We start from the raw sequence: 18,610 nt of genomic DNA, 5'->3' as shown, positions 1-18,610 counted from the left end.
TGTATGTATGAATAACTTATCATAGGGGATGCGATGTCTCGATTGTTGCGTTCATTGTCATGCGCACTTGTTCTTCTGCTTGCATTATTTGCATCGCTGTTAGGTTTGACAAAAATGAACGACTCCTTGGGTGATTGTATTGCTATATATCCACAAACGAGTCGCCTTTTTTCATTACGCGGTGTGACAGAAGACAAAGCTGATCAAATTTATGCATTACTCAAGAAGACTGTTGCTCAGCATAATGCTTTTGTGGTTCGTAATGATATGCGCTTGGCAGCGAGTGACGCCGGTGTAGATGGTTTTGAGCTTGGCATATTTGGCAATCCGCGGGGTAAAGATGATTTGCTTACTTTGTCATATCTCGGAACGCCGATTCTGACATCGCATGCCTTTACGCAATTATTGCACAGCGAAAGTAACAAAACGCTTGGACTTGATATGGCAAAAGCAGATATGCTTGCTGATCTGCCCACTATTTCCATTGAGGGTTCGCGTTTAGTTGTTCGTCAATTAGATGCCCTCGTCGACAATAGTAAAACAAAGCTTGGTGATTACAGGATTGTGGGACTTTCCAATCGAGACTACCATGCATTAGTTACTCAAGCTGCTCGCATCGCTGGTACAACCTACCAAGATTTTCAACGTGGAAAATCTGGAATAGCACGATCCAATAGTTTTAATCAACTTACTTTTATTATTGTCTGCATTGTAACAGTGTTGCTTCTTGGCATTACGATAATCGCTGATGGGTATCTTTCGTATAGAACATTGGGAAGCTACTTGTTGCTGGGTTGGTCGCGTTCATCGTTTGCTTTGCGTCATCTTATGCCGATACTTGTTTCAGAGCTCGCCGTATATCCTCTTGTTTGTATCGTGATGAGTTTATTTACTCACGGATTTATATGGAATATTCAATTGTTAATGCAGGCGCTGATTATAGCGTTGCCAGTTATTGCAGTTGTGTTGCTTCTCAGTGCATTAGTTATTTTGATGATTATTTCTGTGAAACCAGTAAATGCAATTCGTAATCGTATCACCAAACGTGGTATGCTTATTGCTCTTGCACTCGTTTATGCTATTGCATCAACATGTGTATTAGAAGGTGTGCATAGCATAGATGGGCCAATAGGCGAGTTGACGAAAAGTGTGGAAGTTGCTCGTATGTGGCATCCTGTATTAAACCAGAGAATTATGTATCACCACCTCGTAGGGCAAGATGGTGCTTCGGTATCTGGTCAATCGACGCAGTATGCCAAAGATGCTTTTGCATGGTATCGATCCATTGAGGATAAGCCAGGAGTAAGGCTTATTTACACAAGTTTCTTTGATGCGGATATACTACAAGATTGGCGCAATGGTAGCGTATATAAGCATGTGCCTTCTAAGCCATTCTGGTCGTTTGTGGCGTCGCCTAAGTACTTGCAAGATCAAGGGTTTACTGTAGATAGCGATGTCAAAAACCTTGCTCGTCAGGGTGTGCGCATTTACTTCATTCCCGACACGTATAATCCTCAAGAGCAGACTTCGATGAGGCGGTGGCTTCAAGAGTCAGACAACTTAACGTCTACTGATGTTTCGACCAAGTTTACTGCGCATCCACAATTCGCATTCCGCACGTATCATCCTTCTCGTGAGTGGTTTAACTGGTCTACGGATATTCATCATAAGGTTATGGTAAAAGATCCTATTATTTTTTATGCGACGAGCGATAATTTGAATGCGTCTGAAAGCGAATCATTACTTGCTGGCGGCCTTGACAATAGCTACATTAAATTGAATGATCAAGCAGCAGCTCGATATCTGAGCGACGCTTATACTGCACGGTATCATCTTGATGATAATCATCTTCAATTCTTACAAGTAGGAGAATGCATTGCAGGCTACCAAAAGACGATTATGCAGACGTTGCAATTGTTTGGTAGCGTAATTCTGCTTATTACCCTGCTTATGTTGATATTGCTTATAGCGATTATTGCTATGTTCGCAGCATGCTATCAAGAAAGTATTGCAGTGAAACGATTGCTTGGTTTTTCGCTATTACGCATATTTTCTATGCCATTCTTGCTTGTGGGAATCGTTCAAGGAGTACTTTTTGTTATTGCTTCGATTGAACGGACTCGTTCTGGCATGATATATGTGCTGATTTCGGCAATTATTGAACTCATATTATTAACGATACAAACATATTATTTGAGTAATAAACACATTACTTCTATGGTAAAGGAGTAGTTGATAATGCAAAACAATGGTATTGAACCTTTAATAAGTGTACGCAATCTTTATAAATCATATGGGAATCGACCGGTTTTACATAATCTTAGTTTTAGTGTGCAACAAGGAGAATCGTTAGCAATCATGGGGGCTTCCGGCTCTGGAAAATCCACTATTCTAAACATTCTCGGCATGCTTGAAACCTATGATAAAGGTGAAATAAAGATTGCTGGCAAAGAACTTCCAGCTATTAATTCTGTTGCCGCTACTAAGTTACGTCGTTATCATATTAGCTATTTATTTCAATCGTTTGCATTGCTCAATAATCGAACTGTATTTGATAATTTGTGGATTGCAATGGCATATAATAAAGAGTCAAAGTCTGTTAAACACCAAATGATTGATGCAGTTCTTGCTGAACTCAATATTGAGTATGCTAAAAATGACCGCATTGCTGTGCTTTCTGGTGGCGAACAGCAGCGAGTTGCGATTGCTCGTGCAATGCTGAAACCTGGCTCGTTGATTTTAGCAGATGAGCCGACTGGTTCACTTGATAGAGATCTCGCTGATAAAGTGTTTGCGCAATTGCAAGCGATGAATAAAGAATATAACAAGACATTGCTTGTAGTGACACATGATCCTTTGATTGCTCAGCGATGTGACCGTGTGTTGCATATTGAGGCGCTAGCTCGGTAGTCGCATTGCTTCTCTTCTCTTCGTTAAATTTCGGGTTATCGTGACAAAAATTGCAAATCTAGCAAAAACTGCCACGATAACTCAGTAAGTACGCGGATATTTAAAAATAGTTCCAAAACGGAAATATTCTTAAATAATTAAATAAAAAAGGTTGCTTATGAAAGTACATAAGCAACCTAATTAATTAGTAAAGCGACTAGCGACTAGTGACTAGCGACTAGCGACTAGTGACTAGCGACTAGCGACTAGTGACTAGAAGTCCCAATCATCGTCGTCGGTTTCAACAGACTTGCCCATAATGTAGCTGGAACCAGAGCCAGAGAAGAAATCGTGATTTTCGTCGGCTGCAGGAGAAAGAGCCGCAAGAATCTCAGGGCTTACGTGAGTTTCTTCTTCGCTGTACTTAGCAGGGTAGCCAAGGTTCATCAAAGCCTTGTTAGCGTTGTAACGTACGAAGTCAAAAACGTCATCGTGGAAGTCAAATCCTTCATAAATCTGACCAGAATACTCAACTTCCAAATCATACAAAGTATCAAGCAAGTTCATAGTGAACTTTTCAAGATTCTTCTTATCGTTCTCGCTTCTAAGCTCCAAACCGCGCTGGAACTTGTAGCCAGAATAGTAGCCGTGAATTGCCTTATCTCGCAAAATCAAGCGAATCATATCGGCAGTGTTCATCATCTTGCCGCGAGAAGCAAAGTAAAGTGGCAAATAGAAACCCGCGTAAAGAAGAAGCGAAGAAAGCATAGTTGCAGCAATCTTGCGCTTAAGTGGATCTTCGCTCTCATACTCGCAAAGCACGGTGGTAACGCGCTGCTGCAAAACGTCGTTTCCAACAGCCCAACGGTAAGCCTCATCAATTTCTTCGCTAGAGCAAAGAGTGGAGAAAATAGAGGAGTAGGAGCGAGCGTGAATCGACTGCATAAAAGCAATATTCGTGTAAATAGCCTGCTCGTGCTCCGTGCGCGCGTGCTCAATCTGGCAAAGCTCGCCAATAGTTGCTTGGCTGGTATCGAGTAAAGTTAAGCCAGTGAAAACGTGAGTAGTTGTCTTGCGTTCAAGATCGGTGAGAGAACGCCAAGAAGGAATATCGTTGCTCAGCGGCACCTTTTCTGGAAGCCAGAAGTTAGCAATAAGACGATTCCAAACGTCCAAATCCTTGTCGTCAACAATATTGTTCCAATTAACTGGGCGCACACGCGAACCGTGATGGTAGCGGTATTGAGCTGGTGTGATGGAAGCTACCATCATAGAGTCATCTGCGATTACGCGATTTGTGCCGAAAGGATTATCGAGGCTACTGCGCAGTGCTGTTGGGTCGAGTTCTGTCATAATTACTCCTGATTCTGTGTTTACGTTTTATAAAATTTTTAAGTTTTTGATTTAATTTGCGAAAGATTTACAACCATAAGGTTTACAGCGTGCAGCTTACGCAACCCTCGATTTCTGTACCTTCCAAAGCCTTCTGGCGAATACGAATGTAGTAAAGAGTCTTAATGCCCTTACGCCATGCGTAAATCTGAGCCTTGTTCAAATCGCGAGTAGTCGTAGTGTCTGGGAAGAACAAAGTAAGAGACAATCCCTGATCCACATGCTGAGTTGCCTCCGCATAAGTGTCAATAATTGCCTTCCAACCAACTTCGTATGCATCCTTAAAGTACTGCATATTGTCATTCGTCATGTATGCAGCAGGGTAGTAGACGCGACCAACTTTGCCCTCTTTGCGAATCTCAATGCGAGAAGCAATCGGGTGAATCGAACTCGTGGAATGGTTGATGTAAGAGATTGAGCCAGTTGGAGGAACAGCTTGCAAATACTCGTTGTAAATTCCATCGCGCAAAATCTCGTCGCGCAGTTGCTCCCAGTCGCTAACGGTTGGAATTGCAACGTTAAAACGAGCAAACAAATCGCGAACCTTTTGAGTGCGAGGTTCAAGCGAGCGGCTGCCATCAGTGTACTTATCGAAGTAGTTGCCTTTTCCTGCAGGCTTAGCGTAAGCGCTAGTCTTAAAGCTTGCAAAAGCGTGGCCGCGCTCTACAGCCAAAGCGTGAGAAGCCTTATAAGCATGGTAAGCAACAGTCATAAAGTACATGTCTGTAAAGTCAAGAGCTTCCTCGCTTCCGTATTGCATGTGCTCGCGAGCAAGGAAACCGTGCAAATTCATTTGGCCCAAGCCAATAGCGTGGCCTTCTGCGTTTCCGCGACGAATCGAAGGCACAGAATCAATCGAAGTGTGCTCCGAAACAGAAGTGAGTGCGCGCACAGCCAAATCAACGCTTGTACCCAAGTTTCCATCCATTGCCTTGGCAATATTAAGCGAGCCAAGATTGCAAGAAATATCGCGACCAACGTGGCTGTAAGATAAGTCGGCGTTATATGTGCTTGCTTCTTGAGTTTGCAAAATCTCGGAGCACAAGTTGCTCATAGTAATGCGACCCTCAATAGGATTTGTGCGATTTACAGTATCTTCAAACAAAATGTAAGGGTAGCCAGACTCAAACTGAATCTCCGCAAGCGTCATAAAGAATTCGCGAGCATCAATATACTTCTTGTGAATACGAGGGTTTGCAACCATCTCATCGTAGTGCTCGGTAACGGAGATGTCTGCAAAAGGCTTTCCGTACTCGCGCTCAACGTCGTAAGGGCTAAACAAAGCCATCTTTTCCTTACGCTTAGCAAGCTCAAAAGTAATATCTGGAATCACAACACCCAAAGAAAGCGACTTAATACGAATCTTCTCGTCCGCGTTCTCGCGCTTAGTATCAAGGAAACGCATAATATCTGGGTGGTGAGCGCTAATATACACAGCACCAGCGCCCTGACGAGCGCCAAGCTGATTAGCATAAGAGAATGAATCTTCCAAAAGCTTCATAACAGGCACAACGCCGCTTGACTGATTCTCGATGCGCTTAATTGGAGCGCCAAGCTCGCGCAAATTTGTAAGTAGCAGAGCAACGCCGCCGCCGCGCTTAGAAAGCTGCAAAGCGGAATTAATTCCGCGTGCAATAGACTCCATATTGTCTTCCAAACGCACGAGGAAGCAGCTCACAGCCTCGCCGCGCTGAGCTTTACCAAGATTTAAGAACGTTGGAGTGGCTGGCTGGAATCGGCCTGCAAGCATCTCGTCCAAATAATTGAGCGCTGCTTTTTCGTCTCCGTCTGCGAGTTCTAGTGCCACGGCAGCTGCGCGCTGAGCGAAGTTTTCCAAATACTGCTTGCCGTCAAAAGTCTTTAAAGCGTAAGAAGTGTAGAACTTAAAAGCACCCAAGAATGTGCCAAAAGTGTGGTGTGCAGACTCCGCATGCTCGTAGAATTTATCGAGAAACTCGCTGCTGTATTTGTGGAAAACGTTGCCGTTGTAGTAGTAATTGTTAATCAAATAATTCAAGCGCTCGCGAGTAGAAGCAAATTTCATGCTGTGTTCTTGCACGTAACCCGAAACGTAAAGCTTTTCTGCTTCCCTGTCTTTATCAAACTGAATGCCCTTTTCTGGGTCAAAAAGACCGAGCATAGCGTTAAGAACGTGGTAGTCGCGGCTGTTGCGAATGCGCTCTGCTGTGCTGCTAGCAGCTGTGTTTGCAGTTTCGCTGGCATCAGTGTGATCAAGATTAAGCGAAGTGGATTCACTCATCGGATCCGTGCTGTTCATTTGATTAATTCCTTTCTTTGGGCGTTATTTTGCTTTCAAACGCTGATTGTTTTTGATTGTTTTGCTTATTTAATTTCTTCTGTTTCTTTTAATTGCCGTAAAAATCTTGGTATTCCCTGCGCTACTTTTTCTATATCTTCTTGAGTTCCCGTAAGTTCAAACGAGTACATATTTGGGATTGCGCACTTGCCTGCGATTTGACCGCCTGCAGCGCAATATGCGTCTCCAAAATTCGTGTTTCCAGAAGATATTACGCCGCGAATAAACGAACGATTTTCGCGATTATTTAGGAATTTTCGCACCTGCATTGGTATTGCTTTAGAAATATTTCCGCCGCCGTAAGTTGGCACAATCAAAACGTATGGCTCGCGAACGTGCAATTCTGGCTCTTTTGGTCGAAGCGGTATGCGATACACGTTTACGTTATTGCTTGGAAAATCGCAATTTTTTACGAATCGTAGTGTGTTTTCGGAGACGGAAGAAAAATAGACTACAGCTCCGATTGATTCGCCTTGTGCGCGCGCTTCTGGCTCGCTTGGTTGTGACATATTTTCTTGATCACACATTTTTATGCTTCTTAATTGTTTTGATTTTTGATTGTTGATTGCTTTAATCGTTTTGATTGTTGTCTTCTAGTTGGCTTGCGATTTGTGCAATCAAATCTGGGCGATACCCGCTCCACGACGAGTTTGGCGTAATCACCACTGGCGCTTGGCGGTAGCCTGCTGCGCGTAATTGGTCTAGCGTAGAAGGGCTTTGAGTTAAGTCTACTGTTTCAAAATTCACGCCAAGCTTTGTAAATTGACGCTTTGTGGCATCGCATTGTGGGCAATGCGGCTTGGTGAAAACTGTAATAGTCATGGTTCTTCTCCCTTCGTTGTGTGTATTGTGCGTATTTAACGCTTTTTCTTTATGATTATTTAAGTTTGTGCTTTTGGGCACGATTTAACAGTCTACTACCACTTAACACTATTTGTAGTGGCGTGTTGTATGGATAATCCCTATATTTAGTGTGTCCAAATTTTGGCTATCACGCGTGTCTATAAGATTTAAGCGGTCTTTATGCTTTCTAAATAGCGACTAATAAAAGTAAAAATGTAATCTTTATCACAAAATTGCCATTAATGCGCGAGATATGCAGTACGCCTTGTGATCGTGACAAAAACGCTTGTGCATATAAAACGATAAACTTAAAAAAGTGTGTTTTTGTTAGTCAAATGGTAAAAATAAAAGCAAAACAATAAGACGGTTAAAACAACAAACGGTACAAATATTAAAAGATAGAGGTATAAAATGGCGGAAACTCAAGCTAGAGCAAATATTGGCGTTGTTGGCTTGGCTGCAATGGGGTCTAACTTAGCGCGAAATCTTGCGCATCACGGAAATACTGTTGCTGTTTACAATCGTCATTATTCGCGCACAGAAACGCTGATGAATCAGCATGGCAGCGAAGGCGAGTTTGTGCCATCAAAAACCGTTGAAGAGTTTGTGGCTTCGCTTAAGCGCCCACGCACTGCAATCATTATGGTAAAAGCTGGTGCTCCTACGGATGCTGTAATTGAAGAGCTTGCAAACGCTATGGAGCCAGGCGACATTATTGTTGACGGCGGAAACTCCTACTTTGAAGATACGATTCGCCGAGAGAAAAACATTCGCGCGCGTGGTCTTCACTACGTTGGTTGCGGTGTTTCTGGCGGAGAAGAAGGTGCGCTTCGCGGTCCTTCGATGATGCCAGGCGGTACGGAAGAATCTTGGAAGACGCTCGGCCCTATCTTAAAGTCGATTGCGGCTGTTGCAGAAGGCGAGCCTTGCGTAACGCATATTGGCACCGACGGCGCTGGTCACTTTGTAAAGATGGTTCACAACGGCATTGAGTACTCGGACATGCAGCTTATTGCCGAAAGCTACGATTTAATGCTTCGCGGCTTGGGCATGAAGTCCGAAGACATTGCAAACGTGTTTAGCGAGTGGAATAAGGGCGAGCTTGATTCTTATTTGATTGAGATTACGGCGGATGTGCTTCGCCAGAAAGACGCTAAGACTGGTAAGCCTTTGGTAGAGATGATGGTGGATCACGCTGGCATGAAGGGTACGGGTACTTGGACTGTACAATCTGCGCTTTCGCTTGGAATCCCTGTAACTGGTATTGCAGAAGCTGTGTTTGCTCGCGGACTTTCTAGCCAGATTGCTTTGCGAGAAGCTGCTGAAAACCAGGGTTTGACTGGGCCAGATATGCATTTTGATTTTAGCGATTCTGAGCGTAAGGCGTTTATTGAGGATATTCGCCAAGCTTTGTACGCTTCTAAGATTGTTTCTTACGCTCAGGGCTTCGATGAGATTGCGGCTGCTGCGATTGAGCATGATTGGAAGATTGACCAGGCTGCTGTTGCTCGCATTTGGCGAGGCGGATGCATTATTCGCGCGCAATTCTTAAACCGCGTTTCCGAGGCGTTTGAATCTGGGCAGGCAAGTGTTTCCTTGATTTTTGCGCCGTACTTTAAAGACGCTATTGAAAAGTCGCAAGCTGCTTGGCGCCGTGTTATTGCGCGCGCAGTGGAGCATGGTGTGCCTGTTCCAGCATTCTCCAGCTTGCTTGCATACTACGATGGCTTGCGATCCAAGCGTTTGCCAGCTTCGCTTATTCAAGCTCAGCGCGATTTCTTCGGCGCGCACACCTACGGTCGCATTGACGAGTCGGGCGTATTTCACACTTTGTGGGCAGAACCTAATCGCCCAGAAGTAAAGCAAGATTAAATCAAATAATCTAAAAATAATCTAAAAATAATTATTTCGTAAGCGTCGCATGTGTAAGTTCTGCATGCGACGCTTTGTTTTTACAATACAGAAGCCATGTAGTACGGTAAGTAAAGCAGTTTACCTTCGCGCTTAATTTCTCCATGGTGAAGCACGATTCCTTCGCTGCTGGTTTTACTAAAAGCTTCCATAAAGTTTGTTATTGACTTCACACTTTTACTACTACCAGATTTCACTTCTACTGGAATAATCTTGTTGCTTTTGCGCAAGAGAAAATCTATTTCCATTACTGTCTTTTTGGTATCGATACTTGTTTTTTTGTAAAAATACGCGTTGTGTCCATTTGCTTTTAGACACTGTGAGACAATATTTTCTATTATCATTCCTTCATTAACATGTAGTTTGTCTAGCAGAATTGCCTTATAAAGTTCATTTTCTAAGTAAGGTCTATCTTTGTATGCTAATGAAGTTAACAGTCCTGTATCCATCATGTAGCATTTGAAGGAAGGGTTGATAGTAGATAGATTCAAAGCTACACTTGGGTCTTCAACGCTGTTTGCAATATTTATTATCATTGCTTCTTCTAGCCAACGTATTGGATCCCTATATTCTTTAATACGCGCGTTGGAATCTACGTGGGATAGCACGTAACGCTTGTCGTGTTTGGAAAGCTCTGCAGGAACTCTATCGAAAAAATTAGTTACGTAAGTAGGGTTCTCTTCTTCCTGATCTTGCATATCTTGCTTATAAAGATTGATTATTTGCTGTTTAGCAAAATCAACCTTCGCAAAATCTTTTGTATCAACGTATGCTTGAACAGCTTGTGGCATTCCACCAACCAGCATGTATTCTCTGAAAGACTTCATTATGCTCTGGTGCATACTGCCCATAGGTTTGAGTGATTCAAAGTGACCTTTAATAGTAGGGAAAATCAGGTTGTTATCGTTCGCTGATAAGTATTCTTCATAATCAAGTGGCAGTACTTCTAATGTGTACTCTTCTGAAGGTATGAGAATATCCTTGCTTTTCTTTGTAATAGAAGCAAGCGATCCTGTTTCAATGTAATCGTAACGACCATCTTCAAGTAGAGTTTTTATTGCTTGCCGTGCTTGTGGGAATAATTGTATTTCATCAAGTATTATAAGAGATTCACTATTATAAAGTCTGGTATTGTAAGCTAACTGTATTGTGTTAAATAGAGTATCTAAATCTCTTAGACTGTTTATAAAAAGTTGCTTAATATCTTCTTCGGCTTGATCGAAACGAATAAGAATATAAGACTTATACTCTTCTTTGCCAAGTTTTTCAGCTAACGTTGTTTTACCGACTCGTCTTGCTCCCTTAAGAAAAAGCGCATAATTTGGTGCATATTCATGCTTCCATTTCAGCATTTCTTTATATATTTTTCTATCAAACATGTGGTTTTGCGCTCTTTCTTAGATTGTAAATTTGTGTTTGATTTGTTCAAGTGTTACCGAATGCAGTTTTCCCTGTAATTTCAACGGTTTTATAAAGATTTTCGCAAATGCGCCATGTTTTGTCAAGCAGATTTTCGCAAATGCGCCATGTTTTTAGGGGCTGTTTTTCGCAAATGCGCCATGTTTTGTCAAGCAGATTTTCGCAAATGCGCCACTCGACTATGTTGATTTAATTTTTAGTTGATTGAATATTATGCAGATTACTGAATTGCAGCTTGCAAGGTTTCGGCGGTAGTTAGCCATGCAATTTCGTCGGTGCCATTGGCAAAAGACGCAGGATAGTCTGGATTATTGTCTGCCGAAAGCGCGTCCATTAAAGCTTTTCCTTTTTGCTCGCCAGCCGTTAAGAACCAAGTTCGGCGGCTATGAGCCAGCACGGGTGCGCTAAGCGTTAATCGCATTGGCGGCTGCTTAGGGGAGTGATTCACGCCTAAAACTATGCGATCTCGATTATGAATTTGCGGCAATCCTGGGAAAAGCGAGGCCATATGCGCGTCTGGGCCCATGCCAAGAATTGCCAAATCAAACACCGGCTCTGGCCCAAGCAGTCCTATAATCTCTTCTTCGTAATCGCGTGCTGCTGCGTCTAAAATCGCATTATTTTCAGCATCGCTAGCATTCGCCACTTCTTGCGCATTGCGATCGTCTGCAGGCATTTCGTGAATATGAGACTCCTGCAAAACTTTGTTATCGCTAAGCATGTTAAGAAGCAACTCGCGAGCCTTGCGCGCATTACGGTCTTCGCTGTTATAAGCTACAAAACGCTCATCTGCCCACCAAATATGCACATTAGACCAGTCGATTGCTGGAAGTAACGGGTTGCTAGCTAACATTTGAAACATGCGAATTGAATCTGTTCCACCTGTTAGCAAAAGATGGAATGGCTTATTAAGATTTTCAACATTGTTTTGCCATTGCATAATCAAAGTCACAAGTTTTTGCGCAGCAACAGCAGCTAGAATATCTTGATTATTGTAGCCGTACACTGTTGCGTTATGCGCAAATCTAAAATCTTTAGCCATAATGAATCCTTTTATTATTTTTACACGTGTATTAAAGTTCGTTATTCTGCAAGTTCGTTATTCTGCATTGCGCAACAATTTTCGTTAATAAGCTGCGCGTAAATCTCGTCTGGGTCAATTCGGCGCAATTCTTCACTTAAACAGTCTTGTAAAGAACGAATCGGCATAGAAATAGGCTGAGCTGCTTGCCCTGGAAGACTTATTATTGCTTGGCTGCTGCCAGAAGGACGAGTTAAAGAAAGCTCGCCGTCTTGCCGCTTAAGACTTACCTCCGTAATTGCATGCGCTTTAGAATCTTCAACAATTTCCACAGGAACATTAAGCGAGATTTTTAGCCATTGTGCAAGCAAATGTAGTGGAACGTAGTGCTTGGCTCCGCTAACTTTAACGCTAAGAATTGGTAAGTGCGGCGGCTGGTCGAGCATAGAGGCGAGCATTGCACGCCAAGACGTAATGCGAGTCCAAGAAAGATCAACGTCTTTAGAAGACCAATTTTTGCGCAGATTTTGTACGGTTTCAAGAGTGTTGCTGGCTCGCTGAGCGTCTGTGATTCTGCTGCTTGCCATAGCTCCAAGCAAGTCCTTAGCAGGATTTTCGGGCGCGTTTGTAGGCCACCATGCAACAATCGGAGCATCTGGCACAAGAAGCGGAATAACAAGCGTATCTGGGTGGCGAACAAGGTCATTATGCGGATAGAGAATAATGATTTCGCCTGCGCCCGCATCTGCTCCAAATCGCACTTGAGCGTCTAAGTTTGGTGTTTCTTCTTCTTGATTTGCTTGATTTGCTTGATTGTCTTGATTTTGATTATGCAAATTTGCACTAGCGCTTTGCCAATCGCGAACAATCGCAATAACTCTGCAAGGATGCTCGCGACTAGCCGCGTTTGCTGCATTCAGCGCGTTTTCAAGCTCTTTAAGAGTGGTATCAATAAGAAGAGTGAGCACGCGGCCAGTGGCGGATTCTCCTCGTTCTTCGTGAAGCTCGTCGATTTTTGCGGATATTTTAGACGTGTTTGTGTTAGGAAGATTAATAATCATGGCAACCTCCAATGGCGATTATCGCGAGCAAGCATGGCGTCAGCTTCCGCTGGTCCCCACGTTCCAGCGCGATACGGTTGCGGACGCGTGTTAAGAGAAGCCCAAAAATCTTCAATCGGATCCAAAATTTTCCAGCTTAAATCAACCTCTTGCGTTGTTGGGAAAAGCGGAGGTTCGCCAAGCAAAACGTCTAGAATAAGGCGTTCGTAAGCTTCTGGAGAGTTTTCTGTAAAAGACCTTCCGTAGCTAAAGTCCATGGAAACATCGCGAACTTCCATAGACGTTCCGCCTGGCACTTTTGCGCCAAATCGCATTGTTACACCCTCGTCTGGCTGAACGCGAATCACAATTGCATTGTTTCCAAGTTCGCGCACAGCAGTAGTCTCAAAAGGCAAGTGTGGAGCGCGCTTAAAAATCACGGCAATCTCTGTAACTCGCTTACCTAAGCGTTTGCCAGTTCTCAAGTAGAATGGCACTCCAGCCCAGCGGCGAGTGTCTACATCTAATCGCACAGCAGCATACGTTTCTGTATTGCTATCTGGGCTAATTCCTTGCTCTTGCAAATATCCAACGGCTTTGTATGACCCTTGCCAGCCTTCTGCATACTGGCCTCTGGCAGTGTTTGCAGCTAAATCTTTAGGCAAGCGTATAGCAGACAAGACCTTAGTTTTTTCCGCTGTTAAATCGCCAGCGCTAAAGCTTACAGGCTCTTCCATAGCGGTAAGTGCCATTAGCTGCAACAAGTGGTTTTGAATAACATCTCGCGCAGCGCCAATGCCATCGTAATATCCAGCTCTGCCGCCTATGCCAATATCTTCTGCCATGGTGATTTGCACGTGGTCAACATAATTAGCATTCCAGATTGGCTCATACATTGCGTTTGCAAAGCGCAAGGCGAGCAGATTTTGCACAGTTTCTTTGCCTAAATAGTGGTCTATGCGGAACACGGAATTTGGGTCAAAAACCTCGGAAACTACGCGATCCAGTTCTTGCGCGCTAGCTAAATCGTGGCCAAACGGTTTTTCGATTATTACTCGTCTCCATGCGTTTTCGGATGAGTGCGAAAGCCCAGATGCGGCCAATTGTTGCGCTACAACAGGGAAGCTGGATGGTGGAACAGACATGTAGAACGCATGATTTCCGCGAGTTCCGCGATCTCGGTCTAGCTCGCTTACCGTTTTGCTTAAGCGCTCAAACGCGCTTGCATCGTCGAATGTTCCGCGAACAAAACGTATGCCTTTTGCAAGATTAATCCATGTGGATTCGCAAAATGGCGTACGGCAATGCTGCTGAATGTTTTCTCTAACAAAGTTTACAAAATGCTCATCGGTCCAGTCTCGTCTAGCGAAGCCAGTAAGACCAAATCCAGGCGGCAAAAGTCCGCGATTTGCTAAATCGTATACAGCTGGCATTAGCTTTTTTCGCGCTAAATCGCCCGTGATTCCAAATATAACAAGGCTGCACGGGCCTGCGATTTTGGCTAGTCGCAAGTCGCGTGGGTCTCGCAGTGGATTCTTCCATCCCGCGAGCGAATCGCCCTTATTGCTTTGGGAAAATGGGGTTATTAACTCACTCATATGTACCATCGTAATATTTTGGCGTGATTTGGGCGGTTTGCGCTTTGCCTTTTGCAGGTTATCCGCCGCACACGGCTAGTCGTATCATTCGTGCGTATTGAGGGCCACCAATAGGTGTTAGGTGTATTCCGTCGTCTGTTAGAAACTCGCTATGGCCTGCGCTTAGGCCGTTCCAGTCGATTATTCCAACGTTTTTGCGCTTTGCTGCGAATGCGCGCAATTTTGCGTTTGTTTCGTCTTGCCAAGGTTGAGGCACGCGAGTTGTTACAAAATACACTGGTTTTCCGCCAGTAATATTTACCATGTTTTGTAAAACTGAATCGTCTCTAGGCGGCCCGTTGGTTCCAAGTTCGTAGATTACAACGCTTCCAGGGTGTTTTTCGGCTATGTCTTTTTGGTAGTCTTCGGCTCCGTGGAAAATCTGCCTACTAACTTTTCCGTCAATCCAAGCGTTTGGCAAAGCCTTTAAAAGGTACGGCTTTGCGCCTTCGGTTACGGAGTCTCCAACCATTGTTATGTCTGCCGTGCAAACGTCTTGTTTTGAGTTGATTTTCCAAGCTTTTGTGTTTATATTTGCTGGCACTTTTTCTGCGATTGGGTTTAGAACCCTATGAGCGCTTGGCTTTGTAGGAAGCGTTTGTTTTGTTATGTTTTGACGCCTTCCGCCTATTTTTCTTTTTGGCTTTCTTTTTGGCTTTTGGCTTTCTTTTTGGTTTGGCTTTTGGCTCGGTTTTGACTTTGGTTGTGTTATCTCTTTATTTTGCTTTCCATTTTTAGCATGAGTTTTAACGTCTTGTTCTTGACTTGTTAATTCTGGCCTTAATTGTATTGACCTTTCTTGCGCAATGCTGCTCCAATTTAGTGGAGCTGCGATTAGCGCTATGCAGGCCGCTGCGCACACAGTAGTCGCAAGCCTTCGTAGAACAAATGGTAGCTTAATGTTTTTGCTTTTAACGTTTAAAGTGTCAAACGAAAGATCAATGTTCTTTGCTTCTTGCGATTCTTCTTGCGATGCGTCTTGCGCCTCTTCTTGAGTACTGTCTTTCTTTGCGCTAATGCTAAAAGTCATATGCTTGCTGGCAAATGGCATCTCAAAAATTCTGTAAAATACTTCGGCTACAGCAACAACTACCACGCATTGCAAAATCTGCTCAAATAGCGTTATGTGAGTAGTTCTTGTTGCTGGGTTTAATACTTCGAGTATTGGAAAATGAACAAGATAAATCGCAAAAGCCCTTGTTCCTAAATAACTTAGAGGAGCTATGCCAAGTATACGCGCGCAAATGTTGTTTTTTTGCATGCAAGCGTGCATTAAGATTGCGCAAACTACAGCAAAAATCGCGTAACCGCCGTAAACAATCCATGTTTTTGACCCGTCTTGTTTAGTGAAGCAGAATAAAATAAACGCTAACGCAATTAACCCTATAGCAGACTCTAAAATCGGCTGTCTGCCTTGGATTTTGCCCTCTTGTGCTTTGTTATCTTGGTTCTCAATCTGTGTTTTTTTGCTTTTGCTTCCAACAATGTATTGCCATGCGTCTGCAATAATTTTTATAACGGATTTTCCGCTAAACCACGTGCAGTACATTGCTAGAAGCGCGCCGATTATAAATTCTCCAGCGCGTGTGTCTAAAGCATAATACACGCGAGCAATGGTTTGCCCTTCTCCGTAAAGAATTGTGATTGCAATATTTGCAATAGTGGACGCAATCGCAAGCATTGCTGTAGCGAACATTCGCGCAAACTTAGATTTAAAGATTTTAAGAATTACGCCTAGAATAATCGGCCAGCAAACAAATATTTGCATAATAAGGCCCAAATACCACAAATGCTTAATAGGGGAAGGCAGCCCCGACTGTTCAAAGTACGAAACTTTTCGCAGAATATACGCCATGTTGCTGCTAAATGTGGATCCAGTTAGTGCGTCTGATTGCAGTTTTGTTAAAAGACTTGGCGAAAGCAACCACATAAGTGGGGCGCTTAGTGCAATAATGCCTAGCGTAGAAGGCCATATTCGTTTTATGCGTTTAAGCAGGTACTTAAAGTAGATAATAAGTTTTGATTTTTTCTTCTGACTTTCTTGGTTACCATCTAAATGTGAATTTTTATTGTTATTCTCGCTGAACATTTTTAGCAAAGATACAGTGCTAAAGTATCCCGCCATAACAAGAAACATTGTTACGCCCAAAAATCCACCGTTGAATACGATTGGGCGCAAGTGGAACGCTACAATCCCAATAATAGCAATCGCGCGCATGCCGTCTATTGCAGCGTTGCGTTTGGTTGCAGCGTTTGCCGCGTTGTTCAATTCTGCCATCTTGCCTACAACTTAATACGTGTTTGTTGTTTTTGTGTTTAGTTTTGTGTTCAGTTTTACAAGTGTTTATGTTCGATTTTTTCCATTAGTATCGCTCCAAAACGTAGTCATATTATCTACGTATTAAGACACTCAATATGCTTATAGCGTGTCTTAGATTTCCCTTGATTTTTCGCGTATTTTTGTGTGATTTGCACGATTTTTTTAATGTAAATCAAAATATTTTTCAAATGTTTTACTATTTTTATTAATATTTTTTCTTTTGTGTTTTTCTGCATGGTTGCTTGCTGCTTTTTACGATGGCATTTTATGTTGAATTTTATGTGTAGTTTTATATGGCGTTTTATATGCTCTTTGCTGCGCGCTAAAGTTAGACTGAACAGTCTAAGTTAGATGTATAAACGTTAGATTGATAAACAAGTGTTTAAATGCGTTTAGCATTAGGTTTAAGAATGCATTTAAGCATTAAGTTTTACGTTAAGGAGTAAAAATGGCAGAAACATTTAACGTTGTGGTAGAGATTCCACGCGGCTCTAAGAACAAGTACGAAGTAGATCACGAGACTGGTCGCGTATTTTTGGATCGTACCTTGTTTACCGCAATGGGTTACCCAGATGATTATGGCTACATTGATGGCACTTTGGGCGAAGACGGCGATCCACTCGACGCTCTTGTTATGATTCCAAATTCTGTGTTCCCAGGCTGTGTTGTTGAATGCCGCGCTGTTGGCTTGTATCACATGGTTGATGAAGCTGGTGGAGATGACAAGGTTTTGTGCGTGCCAGCAGACGTTCGCTTTGATGACATTAAGGATATTGACAATGTTAGCGAATATCACAAGGCAGAAATCAAGCACTTCTTTGAGCAGTACAAGGCTTTGGAGCCAGGTAAGGAAGTTCTTCCTGGTGATTTCTGGGCTGGCGCTGAGCAGGCAGAAAAGGAAATCGTTGCAGCTCGCAAGCGTTTGGAAGAAAGCGAAAAGTAGTTTTTGCGATTAATCGCAAGCTTCCAATCGTTTTAACAACGTGTTTATTAGTGTCTAACGCATTTTATGTGTTAGACACTTTTTTAATATGTAATTCTTAAAATCGCGTTTACGCTACAAGCAGCATTGCTAATCCAGCTCCGTAAACAACCATTCCGCCCATCATAACTGGAATCAAAGCTGTTCCAATCTGCGGGAAAATCATTCCAGAGTTGTATTTTGCATCTTTAACCCAAAGGTGTGAAAGACCTGCAAGTATAATCACGGCAAATAGACCAATCACGCCCACCAATACGCCGAGCTCTAATATGCGTACAGAAAAAGTGAAGCGAATAATCGAAGGCAAGAAAAGCCAACCAGGCAATGCGGCGCATGCAATGCTTGCAGTAAGGCAATGAGATAGGTTTCGCACAAGATTGGATCGATTTTCTCTAAACATCTGTCTTGCAAAACTAATAAATGTTGCCGCAACAAGAATTAGCGCAAAGTTTACTGCCCATCGTTCGTATGGCCTAATTGCTGCAACAAACTTATGAATGCTAACTTCTGATTCTCCGTCGATTACGCTGCTTGGAAGCCATCCTTTTAAAGCCAGAGTTGCACACCACATAGATGCCAGGCCTGCAAGAAAAGGAATCGCTTTGTCTGCTGTGGAGCCTTGCAAAGGCCAAAAAGTTATTAAAGCAAGAAGAATAAGAACACAAACAGTTAAAACGGCTTTTGCTGTTGCAAATGGAAGCGCGGCTGCTGCCACTAAAAGAGCCAGGGCAATAAATTGAGTTACAACAATAGTAATGTGATTATGCATTGCGTTGCGCTGAATATTGTTGATGCTCATTTTGCGCTCCTATCGCGTTTATACTGTGATTTACCCCATT

The 18,610-nt window shown here is 43.1% G+C and carries 14 protein-coding genes; 4 read left to right on the top strand and 10 right to left on the bottom strand.

Going from position 1 to position 18,610, the window contains the following annotated elements; all coding sequences use genetic code 11:
- Positions 1-33 precede the first annotated feature (33 nt).
- Together QP420_RS00310 and QP420_RS00305 are read left to right on the top strand one after the other, a co-directional pair.
- Entirely contained in the window at positions 34-2,232 is a 2,199-nt protein-coding gene (locus QP420_RS00310) for a hypothetical protein (protein WP_481616259.1), read from the top strand.
- 6 nt (positions 2,233-2,238) lie between these two features.
- The gene (locus QP420_RS00305) at positions 2,239-2,910 is read left to right on the top strand and encodes an ABC transporter ATP-binding protein (RefSeq protein WP_415695509.1); all 672 of its coding nucleotides are present in this window, start codon (positions 2,239-2,241) and stop codon (positions 2,908-2,910) included.
- Between the two features lie 252 nt (positions 2,911-3,162).
- Here QP420_RS00305 and nrdF read toward each other — a convergent pair whose 3' ends face one another.
- The 4 genes from nrdF to QP420_RS00285 form a co-directional block, all read right to left on the bottom strand.
- Entirely contained in the window at positions 3,163-4,242 is a 1,080-nt protein-coding gene (gene nrdF / locus QP420_RS00300; protein ID WP_481616258.1) for a class 1b ribonucleoside-diphosphate reductase subunit beta, read from the bottom strand.
- Positions 4,243-4,324: 82 nt separating this feature from the next.
- Positions 4,325-6,559, bottom strand: coding sequence for a class 1b ribonucleoside-diphosphate reductase subunit alpha (gene nrdE / locus QP420_RS00295; RefSeq protein WP_481616257.1), 2,235 nt, complete (start codon positions 6,557-6,559; stop codon positions 4,325-4,327).
- Positions 6,560-6,624: 65 nt separating this feature from the next.
- Complete coding sequence (nrdI, locus tag QP420_RS00290) at positions 6,625-7,125, bottom strand: class Ib ribonucleoside-diphosphate reductase assembly flavoprotein NrdI (RefSeq protein WP_415688881.1); 501 nt, start codon at positions 7,123-7,125, stop codon at positions 6,625-6,627.
- Between the two features lie 43 nt (positions 7,126-7,168).
- Positions 7,169-7,420, bottom strand: coding sequence for a glutaredoxin family protein (locus tag QP420_RS00285; RefSeq protein ID WP_016635882.1), 252 nt, complete (start codon positions 7,418-7,420; stop codon positions 7,169-7,171).
- 432 nt (positions 7,421-7,852) lie between these two features.
- On the opposite strand from QP420_RS00285, the gene gndA reads away from it, so the two are divergent.
- Entirely contained in the window at positions 7,853-9,313 is a 1,461-nt protein-coding gene (gndA, locus tag QP420_RS00280; RefSeq protein ID WP_481616256.1) for an NADP-dependent phosphogluconate dehydrogenase, read from the top strand.
- Between the two features lie 80 nt (positions 9,314-9,393).
- On the opposite strand, the gene QP420_RS00275 is transcribed toward gndA, so the two are convergent.
- The 5 genes from QP420_RS00275 to QP420_RS00255 all read right to left on the bottom strand — a co-directional run bounded on the left by QP420_RS00275 (position 9,394) and on the right by QP420_RS00255 (position 16,747).
- Positions 9,394-10,731, bottom strand: a complete 1,338-nt coding sequence (locus QP420_RS00275) for an ATP-binding protein (protein ID WP_415695514.1) — start codon at positions 10,729-10,731, stop codon at positions 9,394-9,396.
- Between the two features lie 260 nt (positions 10,732-10,991).
- Entirely contained in the window at positions 10,992-11,813 is an 822-nt protein-coding gene (gene pgl / locus QP420_RS00270; RefSeq protein ID WP_481616255.1) for a 6-phosphogluconolactonase, read from the bottom strand.
- Positions 11,814-11,854: 41 nt separating this feature from the next.
- Positions 11,855-12,853: a glucose-6-phosphate dehydrogenase assembly protein OpcA gene (locus QP420_RS00265; protein WP_060787104.1), complete on the bottom strand. Its 999-nt coding sequence runs from the start codon at positions 12,851-12,853 to the stop codon at positions 11,855-11,857.
- Entirely contained in the window at positions 12,850-14,430 is a 1,581-nt protein-coding gene (zwf, locus tag QP420_RS00260; protein WP_415688884.1) for a glucose-6-phosphate dehydrogenase, read from the bottom strand. Before zwf ends, QP420_RS00265 begins: the two co-directional genes overlap by 4 nt.
- A 58-nt stretch (positions 14,431-14,488) precedes the next feature.
- A complete protein-coding gene (locus QP420_RS00255; RefSeq protein WP_481616254.1) occupies positions 14,489-16,747 on the bottom strand; it encodes an acyltransferase family protein in 2,259 nt (752 codons plus the stop codon).
- Positions 16,748-17,237: 490 nt separating this feature from the next.
- Here QP420_RS00255 and QP420_RS00250 point away from each other — a divergent pair, with 490 nt between their 5' ends.
- Positions 17,238-17,732 carry an inorganic diphosphatase gene (locus QP420_RS00250; RefSeq protein WP_464405966.1) on the top strand — a complete coding sequence of 165 codons (495 nt, stop codon included), beginning with the start codon at positions 17,238-17,240 and terminating at the stop codon, positions 17,730-17,732.
- A gap of 109 nt (positions 17,733-17,841) precedes the next feature.
- Here the strand turns inward: QP420_RS00250 and QP420_RS00245 are convergent, their stop codons facing one another.
- Positions 17,842-18,570 (bottom strand): hypothetical protein, encoded by a 729-nt coding sequence (locus tag QP420_RS00245; RefSeq protein WP_060787108.1) that lies wholly within the window; start codon positions 18,568-18,570, stop codon positions 17,842-17,844.
- Between the last annotated feature and the right edge of the window lie 40 nt (positions 18,571-18,610).

This window comes from Bifidobacterium sp. UMB1197 (assembly GCF_030217745.1).
Lineage (GTDB): Bacteria > Actinomycetota > Actinomycetes > Actinomycetales > Bifidobacteriaceae > Bifidobacterium > Bifidobacterium vaginale_B.
This window is presented reverse-complemented; position numbering and strand designations above follow the sequence as displayed.

Coding starts and splice junctions, on each gene's coding strand:
- QP420_RS00310 (WP_481616259.1), top strand. CDS start 34: ATGTCTCGATTGTTGCGTTCATTGTCATGCGCACTTGTTCTTCTGCTT.
- QP420_RS00305 (WP_415695509.1), top strand. CDS start 2,239: ATGCAAAACAATGGTATTGAACCTTTAATAAGTGTACGCAATCTTTAT.
- nrdF (WP_481616258.1), bottom strand. CDS start 4,242: ATGACAGAACTCGACCCAACAGCACTGCGCAGTAGCCTCGATAATCCT.
- nrdE (WP_481616257.1), bottom strand. CDS start 6,559: ATGAACAGCACGGATCCGATGAGTGAATCCACTTCGCTTAATCTTGAT.
- nrdI (WP_415688881.1), bottom strand. CDS start 7,125: ATGTGTGATCAAGAAAATATGTCACAACCAAGCGAGCCAGAAGCGCGC.
- QP420_RS00285 (WP_016635882.1), bottom strand. CDS start 7,420: ATGACTATTACAGTTTTCACCAAGCCGCATTGCCCACAATGCGATGCC.
- gndA (WP_481616256.1), top strand. CDS start 7,853: ATGGCGGAAACTCAAGCTAGAGCAAATATTGGCGTTGTTGGCTTGGCT.
- QP420_RS00275 (WP_415695514.1), bottom strand. CDS start 10,731: ATGTTTGATAGAAAAATATATAAAGAAATGCTGAAATGGAAGCATGAA.
- pgl (WP_481616255.1), bottom strand. CDS start 11,813: ATGGCTAAAGATTTTAGATTTGCGCATAACGCAACAGTGTACGGCTAC.
- QP420_RS00265 (WP_060787104.1), bottom strand. CDS start 12,853: ATGATTATTAATCTTCCTAACACAAACACGTCTAAAATATCCGCAAAA.
- zwf (WP_415688884.1), bottom strand. CDS start 14,430: ATGAGTGAGTTAATAACCCCATTTTCCCAAAGCAATAAGGGCGATTCG.
- QP420_RS00255 (WP_481616254.1), bottom strand. CDS start 16,747: ATGGCAGAATTGAACAACGCGGCAAACGCTGCAACCAAACGCAACGCT.
- QP420_RS00250 (WP_464405966.1), top strand. CDS start 17,238: ATGGCAGAAACATTTAACGTTGTGGTAGAGATTCCACGCGGCTCTAAG.
- QP420_RS00245 (WP_060787108.1), bottom strand. CDS start 18,570: ATGAGCATCAACAATATTCAGCGCAACGCAATGCATAATCACATTACT.